The sequence below is a fragment of the Streptomyces sp. iso_384 genome (assembly GCF_056172905.1).
This window is the reverse complement of record NZ_JBWBTT010000001.1, coordinates 7079008-7091627: the sequence shown is the minus strand read 5'-3', so window position 1 is coordinate 7091627 and position 12620 is coordinate 7079008. Positions and strand designations below refer to the sequence as shown.

12 protein-coding genes are annotated in these 12620 nt (G+C 69.2%); 11 read left to right on the top strand and 1 reads right to left on the bottom strand.

Translation table 11 applies throughout. The features are described 5' to 3' along the window. Nucleotide 1: 1 nt before the first annotated feature. Nucleotides 2–850, bottom strand: a complete 849-nt coding sequence (locus AC0VY3_RS31815) for a C40 family peptidase (RefSeq protein WP_103508380.1) — start codon at nt 848–850, stop codon at nt 2–4. 824 nt (nt 851–1674) lie between these two features. On the opposite strand from AC0VY3_RS31815, the gene AC0VY3_RS31810 reads away from it, so the two are divergent. From AC0VY3_RS31810 to nuoK, 11 genes are read left to right on the top strand one after another with little or no spacing between them, the layout of a single operon-like run. Beyond that, nucleotides 1675–2034 (top strand): NADH-quinone oxidoreductase subunit A, encoded by a 360-nt coding sequence (locus AC0VY3_RS31810; protein ID WP_003967084.1) that lies wholly within the window; start codon nt 1675–1677, stop codon nt 2032–2034. A gap of 18 nt (nt 2035–2052) precedes the next feature. Further along, on the top strand, nt 2053–2607 hold the full coding sequence (locus AC0VY3_RS31805) for a NuoB/complex I 20 kDa subunit family protein (RefSeq protein ID WP_018490715.1): 555 nt from the start codon (nt 2053–2055) through the stop codon (nt 2605–2607). Continuing rightward, nucleotides 2604–3329 (top strand): NADH-quinone oxidoreductase subunit C, encoded by a 726-nt coding sequence (locus tag AC0VY3_RS31800; RefSeq protein ID WP_475551173.1) that lies wholly within the window; start codon nt 2604–2606, stop codon nt 3327–3329. Before AC0VY3_RS31805 ends, AC0VY3_RS31800 begins: the two co-directional genes overlap by 4 nt. Continuing rightward, nucleotides 3329–4651: an NADH-quinone oxidoreductase subunit D gene (locus AC0VY3_RS31795; RefSeq protein ID WP_103508382.1), complete on the top strand. Its 1323-nt coding sequence runs from the start codon at nt 3329–3331 to the stop codon at nt 4649–4651. Before AC0VY3_RS31800 ends, AC0VY3_RS31795 begins: the two co-directional genes overlap by 1 nt. 29 nt (nt 4652–4680) lie before the next feature. Beyond that, complete coding sequence (nuoE, locus tag AC0VY3_RS31790) at nt 4681–5505, top strand: NADH-quinone oxidoreductase subunit NuoE (RefSeq protein WP_103508383.1); 825 nt, start codon at nt 4681–4683, stop codon at nt 5503–5505. Further along, nucleotides 5502–6884 (top strand): NADH-quinone oxidoreductase subunit NuoF, encoded by a 1383-nt coding sequence (gene nuoF / locus AC0VY3_RS31785; RefSeq protein ID WP_170994551.1) that lies wholly within the window; start codon nt 5502–5504, stop codon nt 6882–6884. The genes nuoE and nuoF overlap by 4 nt, the downstream gene beginning before the upstream one ends. Further along, the gene (locus AC0VY3_RS31780) at nt 6881–9391 is read left to right on the top strand and encodes an NADH-quinone oxidoreductase subunit G (RefSeq protein WP_475551172.1); all 2511 of its coding nucleotides are present in this window, start codon (nt 6881–6883) and stop codon (nt 9389–9391) included. The genes nuoF and AC0VY3_RS31780 overlap by 4 nt, the downstream gene beginning before the upstream one ends. Then, nucleotides 9388–10791: an NADH-quinone oxidoreductase subunit NuoH gene (gene nuoH, locus AC0VY3_RS31775; protein WP_103508385.1), complete on the top strand. Its 1404-nt coding sequence runs from the start codon at nt 9388–9390 to the stop codon at nt 10789–10791. Before AC0VY3_RS31780 ends, nuoH begins: the two co-directional genes overlap by 4 nt. Then, the gene (gene nuoI, locus AC0VY3_RS31770; protein ID WP_475551171.1) at nt 10784–11497 is read left to right on the top strand and encodes an NADH-quinone oxidoreductase subunit NuoI; all 714 of its coding nucleotides are present in this window, start codon (nt 10784–10786) and stop codon (nt 11495–11497) included. Before nuoH ends, nuoI begins: the two co-directional genes overlap by 8 nt. Then, complete coding sequence (locus AC0VY3_RS31765) at nt 11494–12321, top strand: NADH-quinone oxidoreductase subunit J (protein WP_103508387.1); 828 nt, start codon at nt 11494–11496, stop codon at nt 12319–12321. Before nuoI ends, AC0VY3_RS31765 begins: the two co-directional genes overlap by 4 nt. Next, nucleotides 12318–12617, top strand: coding sequence for an NADH-quinone oxidoreductase subunit NuoK (gene nuoK, locus AC0VY3_RS31760; RefSeq protein WP_018960446.1), 300 nt, complete (start codon nt 12318–12320; stop codon nt 12615–12617). Before AC0VY3_RS31765 ends, nuoK begins: the two co-directional genes overlap by 4 nt. The last annotated feature ends 3 nt before the right edge of the window (nt 12618–12620 follow it).

Here is a 12620-nt window from a genome sequence, read left to right as displayed (position 1 = left end):
ATCAGAGAACGCGGACCGCGCCGGTCGGCCGGTCGTAGTCCAGGGAGCGCTGCACCGTGCCGGTGCTGGAGTTCTGCGCACCGACGAACTCGCCGCCGCCGACGTAGATCGCCACGTGGTACGCGCTGCCCGCGCCGCCCCAGTACAGGATGTCGCCGGGCTGGAGGTTGTCCAGGGAGACCTGGGTGCCGGCGGTCGACTGGGACTGCGAGACGCGCGGCAGGTCGATGCCCGCCGTGCGGTAGGCGGCCTGGACCAGGCCGGAGCAGTCCCACGCGTTGGGGCCGGTGCCGCCGGAGACGTACGCGTCGCCGACCTGGGCCTTGGCGAACGCCACGATGGAGGCGGCGGAACCGCTCACGTTCGAGGAGGAGGACGGGGCGGAGGCGGAGCTGCCCGTGGAGTCCGAGGAGCCGGAGGAGGCGCTGAGCGTCGTGCGCTCGGCGGTCCGGGAGGCGCGCTCGGCGCGCTCCTCTGCCTCCGCCTCGGCCTTGGCCTTCGCGGCGGCTTCGGCCTTCTTCTTGGCCTCGGCCTTGCGGACGGCCTCGGCGTGGGCCTTCTTGGCCGTCTTCGCGGCCTTCTCGGCCGCGGCGTCCTCGTCGGCCTGGGTCTCCAGGTCGAGGGCGACCTGCTGGGTGGCCTGAGCGGAGGCGGCCACAGCGGTGGAGAAGCCGGACGTGATGGTGGGCATCTCGATCGTCTGGGTCACCGGCTCGGCCTGGGCCGGACCGGCGGCACCCGCGACCGCGATGGTGCTGAGGACGCCACCGGCAACTCCGGCTCGCAGTGCCGACTTCGAGGCGCGCTGGCGGGGCTTCCGGTGGCTGGGTATGTGAGCGGTGTGGGACATGGGTACTAGCGCTATCAGGGCTGTAGGGGTCCCATCAAGAAACGTGTGTTGCGACACAGTTACGTTCGGAATCTGTGAATCCGCTTTCTGAGCGCCCTTATTGACGCCGTAACGGGCAAATCGGGCGGCCGCGATCAGGCCCGTGATCACTGCCTTTCGGTAATACGCCCGAATTGCCCGTCGCTTACCATCCGTTCACACCGATGGCCAAGCCCGGTTTCCCGGGGCGTGGAGCCGAGTGGCGCAGGTCACAGTGTGAGTCCACCGCGACGGGCAACCCTCGCGCCCGTGACCCGCGTGGGCGCCCGTGGCCGGAACCGGGGTGCGGTGCATGGCCGGAATCGGAGCGCGGGGCGTCGCCGCAGCCGGCGTGCGGGCGTCGCCGGATGTCCGATCCGGAAGTTCGTGAATGCGGGCACATGTCCCCTTCGGTCCCGGCCGCCCCTCGTCCGGGTGAGCATCGGGATCGGGCGGCACCCTTATCACTCTCGGGCCGTCCACCGCCAATTTGCTTGTACAGGCCGTCGATTGATAGCGCTGCGCGCCTTTGACCAGCGGTAACGCCGTGGAATGTCACGTCTCGTGATCACTCGGCCGCTTCGCGTACGAAGATCACCGCTCATACGACTTCATGATCCTTCGTCAGGTGGTGGAGATCACAAAGCCGTTGTCGTACCCCGTGTCGCAGATCACAGGGGACCGGGCATAGGATGCGGGGCAGTCGGGCTTGTGAACTGCCTCACATGTGCACGATCTTGGTGAGGTGGCGAGCCGGTCGCCCGATGCGGTCCAAAGGTCAAGGACGACTGGAAGGAGCGAGGAGCGTGAATGCCTACGCGCCCATCCTCGTGCTCGGCGCCCTCGGGGCAGGGTTTGCGATCTTCTCCGTGGTCATGGCCACGCTTATCGGCCCCAAGCGCTACAACCGGGCAAAGCTCGAAGCGTACGAGTGCGGTATCGAACCCACCCCGACTCCGGCCGGTGGCGGCCGCTTTCCCATCAAGTACTACCTGACGGCGATGCTTTTCATCGTCTTCGACATCGAGATCGTCTTCCTCTATCCCTGGGCGGTCTCCTTCGACGCCCTGGGGATCTTCGGGCTCGTGGAGATGCTGCTCTTCGTGCTCACCGTCTTCGTCGCCTATGCGTATGTGTGGCGTCGCGGCGGCCTGGAATGGGACTGAGGGGCTGAGGGGCACACCATGGGACTCGAAGAGAAACTGCCGAGCGGCTTCGTTCTGACCACGGTCGAGCAGGCCGCGGGCTGGGTGCGGAAGTCCTCCGTCTTCCCGGCCACGTTCGGGCTGGCCTGCTGCGCCATCGAGATGATGACGACCGGCGCCGGCCGCTACGACCTCGCCCGGTTCGGGATGGAGGTCTTCCGCGGATCGCCGCGACAGGCGGACCTGATGATCGTCGCGGGACGGGTGAGCCAGAAGATGGCACCCGTCCTGCGCCAGGTCTACGACCAGATGCCGAATCCCAAGTGGGTCATTTCCATGGGGGTTTGTGCTTCATCGGGTGGAATGTTCAACAATTACGCCATTGTGCAGGGTGTTGATCACATTGTCCCGGTCGATATCTATTTGCCGGGTTGTCCGCCCCGTCCCGAGATGCTGCTGGACGCCATCCTCAAGCTCCACCAGAAGATCCAGGACGGCAAGCTCGGGGTCAACGCGGAGGAGGCCGCCCGTGAGGCCGAGGAAGCGGCCCTCAAGGCACTGCCCCTGATCGAGATGAAGGGGCTGCTGCGGTGAGCGACCACACCCACGGCGAGGGACGGAACGGCAACGCCGTACCCGCCCCGCGCGACACCGGCGGCGAGGTCATCCGCGTACGCAAGGGCATGTTCGGCGCGAACAACGGCGGCGACACCTCCGGCTACGGCGGCCTCGTCCGCACCGTCACCCTGCCGGGAGCCGCTTCCCGGCCCTACGGCGGCTGGTTCGACGAGGTGGCCGACGAGCTCGAAGGGGCCCTGGAGGAGCAGGACCTGCTTCCCGAGAACGCCATCGAGAAGACGGTCGTCGACCGCGACGAGCTGACCTTCCACATCGCCCGCGAGCACCTCGTCCAGGTCGCCCGCACCCTGCGCGACGACCCCGCCCTGCGCTTCGAGCTCTGTACGGGCGTGAGCGGCGTCCACTTCCTGGGCGACAAGGGCCGCGAGCTGCACGCCGTCTACCACCTGCGCTCGCTCACCCACGGCCGGCTGATCCGGCTGGAGGTGTCCGCCCCGGACAGCGACCCGCACATCCCGTCGCTCGTCGAGATCTACCCGACCAACGACTGGCACGAGCGCGAGGCGTACGACTTCTTCGGGCTCGTCTTCGACGGGCACCCGGCCCTGACCCGGATCATGATGCCGGACGACTGGCAGGGCTTCCCGCAGCGCAAGGACTACCCGCTCGGCGGCATCGCCGTCGAGTACAAGGGCGCCCAGATCCCGGCTCCGGACCAGCGGAGGTCGTACTCCTGATGACCACTCCCCACGCAACACCTCGCGCCACGACCGAGGGGACCGTATATACGGTCACCGGCGGCGACTGGGACGAGGTCGTCGAATCCGCGGTGAAGTCCGACGACGAGCGCATCATCGTCAACATGGGCCCCCAGCACCCGTCCACGCACGGTGTGCTCCGCCTCATCCTGGAGATCGACGGCGAGACCGTCACCGAGGCCCGCTGCGGCATCGGCTACCTCCACACCGGCATCGAGAAGAACCTCGAATTCCGCAACTGGACCCAGGGCACCACCTTCGTCACGCGGATGGACTACCTGACGCCGTTCTTCAACGAGACGGCGTACTGCCTGGGCGTCGAGAAGCTCCTCGGCATCGAGGACCAGATCCCCGACCGGGCCACCGTCATCCGCGTGCTGCTGATGGAGCTCAACCGGCTCGCCTCGCACCTGGTGTGCATCGCCACCGGCGGCATGGAGCTCGGCGCGACCACGATCATGATCTACGGCTTCCGCGATCGTGAACTGGTTCTCGACCTCTTCGAGCTCTTCACCGGCCTGCGGATGAACCACGCGTTCGTCCGCCCCGGCGGCCTCGCACAGGACCTGCCCCCGGGCGCGGTCGACCAGCTGCGCGAGTTCATCAAGACCATGAAGAAGAACCTGCCGGAGTACGACAAGCTCGCCACCGGCAACCCCATCTTCAAGGCCCGGATGAAGGACGTCGGCTACCTCGACCTCACCGGCTGCATGGCGCTCGGCGCCACCGGCCCGGTGCTCCGCTCCGCCGGACTCCCGCACGACCTGCGCAAGAGCGACCCGTACTGCGGTTACGAGACCTACGACTTCGACGTCCCGACCGCCGACACCTGCGACTCCTACGGACGCTTCCTCATCCGGCTGGAGGAGATGCGCCAGTCGCTGCGCATCATCGAGCAGTGCATCGACCGGCTGGAGCCCGGCCCGGTCATGGTCGCCGACAAGAAGATCGCCTGGCCCGCCCAGCTCGCGCTCGGCGCCGACGGTCTCGGCAACTCGCTCGACCACATCAGGAACATCATGGGCACCTCCATGGAAGCCCTGATCCACCACTTCAAGCTGGTGACGGAGGGCTTCCGGGTCCCCGCCGGACAGACGTACACCGCCGTCGAGTCCCCCAAGGGCGAACTCGGCGTCCATGTCGTCTCCGACGGCGGCACCCGCCCCTACCGGGTCCACTTCCGCGACCCGTCCTTCACCAACCTGCAGGCCATGGCGGCGATGTGCGAAGGCGGCCAGGTCGCCGACGTCATCGTCGCCGTCGCGTCCATCGACCCCGTGATGGGAGGCGTCGACCGGTGACCACCTCACGCCAAGACGTCAGTCTGGGGATGCCGCAGCTCCCCGCCACCCCCTACCCGGCCGAGGTGCGCGCCCGGCTCGACGCGGACGCGAAGGAGGTGCTCGCCCGCTACCCCGGCAGCCGCTCCGCCCTGCTGCCGCTGCTGCACCTCGTGCAGTCCGAGGAGGGCTACGTCTCCCGTACGGGCGTCGCCTTCTGCGCCGAGACGCTCGACCTCACCACCGCCGAGGTCACCGCCGTCGCCACCTTCTACTCCATGTACCGGCGCAGGCCGAGCGGCGACTACCAGGTCGGTGTCTGCACCAACACCCTGTGCGCGGTCATGGGCGGCGACGCCATCTTCGACACGCTCAAGGAGCACCTCGGCGTCGGCAACAACGAGACCACCGAGGACGGCAAGGTCACCCTCGAACACATCGAGTGCAACGCCGCCTGCGACTTCGCGCCCGTCGTGATGGTCAACTGGGAGTTCTTCGACAACCAGACGCCGGAGAGTGCCACGCAGCTCGTCGACGACCTGATCGCCGGCCGGACCGTCGAGCCCACCCGCGGCGCGCCGATCTGCTCGTACAAGGACACCGCCCGCATCCTGGCGGGCTTCCCCGACGAGCGCCCCGGCGCCGTCGAGGCGACCGGCGGCGCGGGCCCCGCCTCCCTCGTCGGGCTGAAGCTCGCCAAGGGCGAGGCGCTCCCGAAGGCGCGCGTGGTCTCCCCGCGCGCCGGGCAGCCGCAGGACGCGCAGCCGCACGACCCTTCGCCGTCCGAGCACCTCAGCTCGCACGACGCACCGCAGCAGACCTCGGCCTCCGACCCGGAGCACCCGGCCGGGCCCGCAGCCGAGGAGGGGGAGTGATGACCTTGGCCGCCGAGATCGACCACAACGGGACGAGCCCCGAGAAGCTGCTCGCACCCGTGCTCTCCGCCTTCTGGGACCAGCCCGAGTCCTGGACGCTGGACACCTACCGCCGCCACGAGGGGTACGAGGGGCTGCGCAAGGCGCTGGCCATGGACCCCGACGACCTCATCGCGTACGTCAAGGACTCCGGTCTGCGCGGCCGCGGGGGCGCGGGCTTCCCCACCGGGATGAAGTGGCAGTTCATCCCGCAGGGCGATGGCAAACCGCACTATCTGGTGGTCAACGCCGACGAGTCGGAGCCGGGGACCTGCAAGGACATCCCGCTCCTCTTCGCGAACCCGCACAGCCTCATCGAGGGCATCGTGATCGCCTGTTACGCGATCCGCTCTTCGCATGCGTTCATCTATCTGCGCGGTGAGGTCGTCCCCGTGCTGCGACGACTGCACGAGGCCGTACGAGAGGCGTACGAGGCGGGTTATCTGGGGACGAACATCCTGGGTTCAGGACTCGATCTGGAACTCACGGTGCACGCGGGCGCCGGTGCGTACATCTGTGGTGAGGAAACCGCGCTGCTCGACTCTCTCGAAGGACGGCGTGGCCAGCCCCGGCTGCGGCCCCCCTTCCCTGCGGTCGCCGGTCTGTACGCCTGTCCCACTGTGGTGAACAACGTCGAGTCCATCGCCTCGGTTCCCGCGATCCTGAACAAGGGCAAGGACTGGTTCAAGTCGATGGGCAGCGAGAAGTCCCCGGGCTTCACGCTCTACTCGCTCAGCGGCCATGTCACCAGCCCCGGCCAGTACGAGGCCCCGCTCGGCATCACGCTCCGTCAGCTCCTCGACATGAGCGGCGGCATCCGGGCCGGTCACCGCCTCAAGTTCTGGACCCCGGGCGGCTCCTCCACCCCGATGTTCACCGAGGAGCACCTCGACGTCCCCCTCGACTACGAGGGCGTCGGCGCCGCCGGGTCCATGCTCGGCACCAAGGCGCTCCAGTGCTTCGACGAGACGACCTGTGTCGTGCGGGCCGTCACCCGCTGGACCGAGTTCTACGCCCACGAGTCCTGCGGCAAGTGCACACCCTGCCGCGAAGGCACGTACTGGCTGGTCCAGTTGCTCCGCGACATCGAGGCGGGCAAGGGCGAGATGGCAGACCTCGACAAGCTCAACGACATCGCCGACAACATCAACGGCAAGTCGTTCTGCGCGCTCGGCGACGGCGCCGCCTCGCCGATCTTCTCCTCGCTCAAGTACTTCCGCGAGGAGTACGAGCAGCACATCACCGGCAAGGGCTGCCCCTTCGACCCCGCCCGGTCCACGGCCTGGGCCGACGACAAGAACACCGACGGCAAGAACGCTCACCGGGGGGTGAACGCATGACAGTCACCACGAGTGCGCCCTCCGGGGGCGGCGAGGCGGCGGTTCCGCCCGAGGACCTGGTCACGCTGACCATCGACGGCATCGAGATCAGCGTCCCGAAGGGGACCCTGGTCATCCGGGCCGCCGAACTCCTCGGCATCGAGATCCCGCGCTTCTGCGACCACCCGCTCCTCGACCCCGCCGGCGCCTGCCGCCAGTGCATCGTCGAGGTCGAGGGCCAGCGCAAGCCGATGGCCTCCTGCACCATCACCTGCACCGACGGCATGGTCGTCAAGTCGCAGATCACCTCTCCTGTCGCCGAGAAGGCGCAGAAGGGCGTGATGGAGCTGCTGCTGATCAACCATCCGCTGGACTGCCCGGTCTGCGACAAGGGCGGCGAGTGCCCGCTCCAGAACCAGGCGATGTCGCACGGCGGCGCAGACTCCCGCTTCGAGGGCAAGAAGCGGACCTTCGAGAAGCCCGTCCCGATCTCCACCCAGGTGCTGCTGGACCGCGAGCGGTGCGTGCTCTGCGCGCGCTGCACCCGGTTCTCCAACCAGGTGGCGGGCGACCCGATGATCGAGCTGATCGAGCGCGGCGCCCTCCAGCAGGTCGGCACCGGCGAGGGCGACCCCTTCGAGTCGTACTTCTCCGGCAACACCATCCAGATCTGCCCGGTCGGCGCGCTGACCTCGGCGGCGTACCGATTCCGCTCCCGCCCCTTCGACCTGGTCTCCACCCCTTCGGTGTGCGAGCAGTGCGCGGGCGGCTGCTCGACCCGGACCGACCACCGGCGCGGCAAGGTCATGCGACGCCTCGCGGCCAACGAGCCCGAGGTCAACGAGGAGTGGCTCTGCGACAAGGGGCGGTTCGGCTTCCGTTACGCCCAGCAGCGCGACCGGCTCACCACCCCGCTGGTCCGCAACGCCGAAGGCGTCCTGGAACCGGCGAGCTGGCCCGAGGCGCTGGCAGCCGCGGCGGCCGGACTCCTCGCCGCCCGCGGCCGTACCGGCGTCCTGACCGGCGGCCGGCTGACCGTCGAGGACGCCTACGCGTACAGCAAGTTCGCCCGGGTCGCCCTCGACACCAACGACATCGACTTCCGCTCCCGGGTCCACAGCGCCGAGGAGGCCGACTTCCTGGCCGCCCGGGTCGCCGGACGCGGCCGGGACCTCGACGGCGAGGGTGTCACGTACACCGCCCTGGAGAAGGCCCCCGCGGTCCTGCTCGTCGGGTTCGAGTCCGAGGAGGAGGCGCCCGGCGTCTTCCTGCGGCTGCGCAAGGCCCACCGCAAGAGCGGCCAGAAGACCTTCGCGCTCGCCTCGCACGCCACCCGGGGCCTGGCGAAGGCGGGCGGCACCCTGCTGCCCGCCGCCCCCGGCACCGAGACCGAATGGCTGGACGCGCTCGCGGGCGGCGTCGGCCTGGAGGCCGAAGGAGCGGCGGCCGCCGAGGCGTTGCGCGGTGAGCACGCGCTGATCATCGTCGGTGAGCGGCTCGCGGGCGTGCCCGGCGCACTGTCCGCCGCGATCCGCACCGCCACTGCCACCGGCGCACGCCTGGTGTGGATTCCGCGCCGGGCGGGCGACCGGGGCGCGGTCGAGGCGGGCGCGCTCCCCTCGCTGCTGCCCGGCGGCCGCCCGGCCACCGACCCGCGGGCCCGCGACGAGGTCGCGGAGCTGTGGCGGCTGGCCGAACTGCCCTCCCGCCACGGCCGCGACACCGGCCAGATCGTCGAGGCCGCGGCCACCGGCGAACTGGGCGCGCTGCTCGTCGCCGGGGTCGGCGTCGAGGACCTGCCCGACCCGAACCGTGCCATCGAGGCGCTGAACGAGGTCGGCTTCCTGGTCTCGCTGGAGCTGCGGCCGAGCGCGGTCACCGCCCGCGCGGACGTGGTCTTCCCGGTCGCCGCCGTCGCGGAGAAGTCCGGCACCTTCCTCAACTGGGAGGGCCGGGTCCGGATGTTCCAGGCGGCGCTGAAGCCCGAGCAGATGTCCCGGACGCTCGCGCCGACGGACTCCCGGGTCCTGCACATGCTGGCCGACGCCATGGACGTGCACTTCGCCCTGCCGGACCTGACCGCCGCCCGTCGCGAGCTGGACCGGCTCGGCGGCTGGGAGGGCGGCCACGCGGACGACCCGCGCGAGAGCGCGCAGCCGCTGCCCCGGCCCGGCGACGGCGAGGCGGTCCTCGCGGGCCACCGGATGCTGCTCGACCTGGGCCGGCTCCAGGAGGGCGACACCGCACTCGCCGGCACCCGGCACGCGGCCGTCGCCCGGCTCTCGGCGGTCACCGCCGCCGAGTCCGGCGTCAAGGACGGCGACCTGCTCGCCGTCACCGGCCCCGCGGGCACCGTCGAACTTCCCCTCGCGGTCACCGACATGCCGGACCGGGTGGTCTGGGTGCCGCTGAACTCGGTGGGGCGCGGCATCCCCGCCGACACCGGCGTGAACCCGGGCGGCCTGGTGCGGATCGGCCCCGCCGCCGCACCGGGTGCTCCCGTCGAACCATCGGAGGTACGAGCGTGACTGGCCTCGCCGCACTCACGACGGCGCCCGAGCGCGCCGTCCTCGCCGCCGAGGATCTCTCGATGTTCGGCACCGACCCCTGGTGGCTCGTCGTCATCAAGGCGGTCTTCTGCTTCGCGTTCCTGATGCTGATCGTGCTGTTCTCCATCGTGTGGGAACGCAAGGTCGTCGCCTGGATGCAGCTGCGCATCGGCCCCAACCGGCACGGCCCCTGGGGGCTCCTCCAGTCGCTCGCCGACGGCGTCAAGCTGATGCTGAAGGAAGACGTGATCGTCAAGCGCGCGGACAAGGCGGTCTACGTCATCGCGCCGATCCTCGCCGCGATCCCGGCCTTCATGGCGATCGCCGTGATTCCCTTCGGCCCGGCGGGCAACGAGGTCTCCATCTTCGGGCAGCGCACCACGATGCAGCTCACCGACCTCCCGATCGCCGCGCTCTACATCCTCGCCGTCGGCGCGGTCGGGGTGTACGGCTTCGTGCTCGGCGGCTGGTCCTCGGGTTCGACGTACCCGCTGCTCGGCGGAATCCGTTCGTCCGCCCAGATGATCTCGTACGAGATCGCCATGGGCGCCGCCTTCGCCTCGGTCTTCCTCTACTCCGGGTCGATGTCCACCTCGACGATCGTGGAGGCGCAGGCGGACCGCTGGTACATCATGCTGCTGCCGGTCTCCTTCATCATCTACATGGTGACCATGGTCGGGGAGGCCAGCCGGGCCCCGTTCGACATGCCGGAGTCCGAGGGCGACCTGGTCGGCGGGTTCAACACCGAGTACAGCTCCATCAAGTTCGCGATGTTCATGCTCGCCGAGTACATCCACATGGTGACCGTGTCGATGATCGCGGTGACGCTGTTCCTCGGCGGCTGGCGGGCCCCGTACCCGGTCTCCGCCTTCTGGGAGGGCGCGAACCACGGCTGGTGGCCGATGCTCTGGTTCTTCCTGAAGCTCCAGCTGCTGATCTTCTTCTTCATCTGGCTGCGCGGCACCCTTCCCCGGGTGCGCTACGACCAGTTGATGAAGCTGGGCTGGAAGGTCCTCATCCCGGTCTCGGTGGTCTGGCTGATGCTCGTCGCCACCGTCCGCGCCCTGCGCAACGAGGGCTACGACTTCTCCCGGATCGTGCTGTACGTCGCCGCTGTCGTGATCTCGATCCTGCTGATCTCCTTCGTCGTCGACATGTACCGCGACCGCAGGCGCAGGACCGAGGAGGAAGCGGCCGGACCCGAGCCCGCCTTCGACCCGATGGCGGGCGGGTTCCCGGTGCCGCCGCTGCCCGGACAGACGCTGCCGCCGGTGCCCAGGCGCAGGCCACGACGGGACCGGGAGCTCGTTGTCAGTGGCGGGGCGGATACTCAGAGTGACGAAAGCGCGAGTGACGGAAAGGAGGCCGGCGGTGTCTGAGAAACCAGAGCTCACGGGCTCATCGGGATCCGCTGGATCCTCGGGCCGGGCGGGACGGACCGGGGAGTCGGAGGAGTCCGGGGAGAAGTTCCAGAACCCCGTGGCCGGCTTCGGCGTGACCTTCAAGGCCATGTTCAAGAAGCGGCTCACCGAGCAGTATCCGGAGACGCCGAAGGTGACGGCGCCCCGCTTCCACGGCCGCCACCAGCTCAACCGCCACCCGGACGGCCTGGAGAAGTGCGTCGGCTGCGAGCTGTGCGCCTGGGCGTGTCCGGCCGACGCGATCTACGTGGAGGGCGCGGACAACACCGAGGAGGAGCGCTACTCCCCGGGAGAGCGCTACGGCCGCGTCTACCAGATCAACTACGCGCGCTGCATCCTGTGCGGACTCTGCATCGAGGCGTGCCCCACCCGGGCGCTCACCATGACCAACGAGTTCGAGCTCGCCAACACCACCCGCGAGAGCCTCATCTACACCAAGGACGAGCTGCTCGCGGGCCTGGACGAGGGCATGGTCGACAGCCCGCACGCGATCTTCCCCGGCATGGACGAACAGGACTACTACCGGGGCGTGGTCACCGAGGCCGCCCCCGGTACGGTCCGTCAGACGGCCGTGTCCAAGGGCGAGGGCGACAAGTCCGACGAGGACCCCATCGAGTCCACCCGGGCCGCCGACTCCCGGCAGGACAAGGGGGTGGAGGCGTGAACGCCCTGGCCGCGGCCACCGCCACCTCGACCGGCGAGGCCATCCAGTTCTGGATCCTGGGCACCGTCGCCGTGATCGGCGCGCTCTCCACGGTGCTGATGAAGAAGTCCGTGCACAGCGCCCTGTCGCTCGCCGGCACCATGATCGTCCTCGCCGTCTTCTACCTCGCCAACGGCGCGTATTTCCTCGGCATCGTCCAGATCGTCGTCTACACCGGCGCGATCATGATGCTGTTCCTCTTCGTCGTCATGCTCGTCGGCGTCACCGCGGCGGACTCGCTCAAGGAGACCCTCAAGGGGCAGCGCTGGCTGGCCCTCGGGTGTGCCCTCGGGTTCGCCGTGCTGCTGATCGCGGGCATCGGCAACGCCTCCCTGAGCTCCTTCAAGGGGCTCGGCGCGGCCAACGCCCGGCACGGCGGCAACGTCGAGGGAATCGCCAACCTCATCTTCACCAAGTACGTCTTCGCCTTCGAGATCACCGGTGCCCTGCTGATCACCGCGACCGTCGGGGCGATGGTGCTCACGCACCGCGAGCGCACCGAACGGGCCAAGACCCAGCGGGAGATGTCCGAGGAGCGTGTCCGCGGCAAGCACCTCCCGCCGCTCCCCGCCCCCGGCGTCTACGCCCGGCACAACGCGGTGGACATCCCCGGTCTGCTCCCCGACGGCACGCCGTCCGAGCTCACCGTCATGCAGACCCTGCGCGAACGCGGTCAGATCCGCGATGTCTCGCAGCAGTCCCTCGCCGATCTCAAGGCGCTGGAGCAGCGCTCCGGGGAGCGGCTGGGGCGCAAGGACGTGGAGAATTCGGAGGCCGCCCAGTGAACCCGGTCAACTACCTCTATCTCGCGGCCCTGCTGTTCGCGATCGGCGCCTCCGGGGTGCTGATCAGGCGGAACACGATCGTGCTGTTCATGTGCGTCGAGCTGATGCTCAACGCCTGCAATCTGGCGCTCGTCACGTTCTCGCGGATGCACGGCAACCTCGACGGGCAGATCGTCGCGTTCTTCACGATGGTCGTCGCCGCCGCGGAAGTCGTCGTCGGACTCGCGATCATCGTGTCGTTGTTCCGCTCCCGCCACTCGGCCTCGGTCGACGACGCCAGCCTGATGAAGCTGTAAGGG

Excerpts from the sequence above, each read along its gene's own strand:
- AC0VY3_RS31815 (WP_103508380.1), bottom strand. The coding sequence starts at position 850 with ATGTCCCACACCGCTCACATACCCAGCCACCGGAAGCCCCGCCAGCGC.
- AC0VY3_RS31805 (WP_018490715.1), top strand. The coding sequence starts at position 2,053 with ATGGGACTCGAAGAGAAACTGCCGAGCGGCTTCGTTCTGACCACGGTC.
- AC0VY3_RS31795 (WP_103508382.1), top strand. The coding sequence starts at position 3,329 with ATGACCACTCCCCACGCAACACCTCGCGCCACGACCGAGGGGACCGTA.
- nuoE (WP_103508383.1), top strand. The coding sequence starts at position 4,681 with ATGCCGCAGCTCCCCGCCACCCCCTACCCGGCCGAGGTGCGCGCCCGG.
- AC0VY3_RS31780 (WP_475551172.1), top strand. The coding sequence starts at position 6,881 with ATGACAGTCACCACGAGTGCGCCCTCCGGGGGCGGCGAGGCGGCGGTT.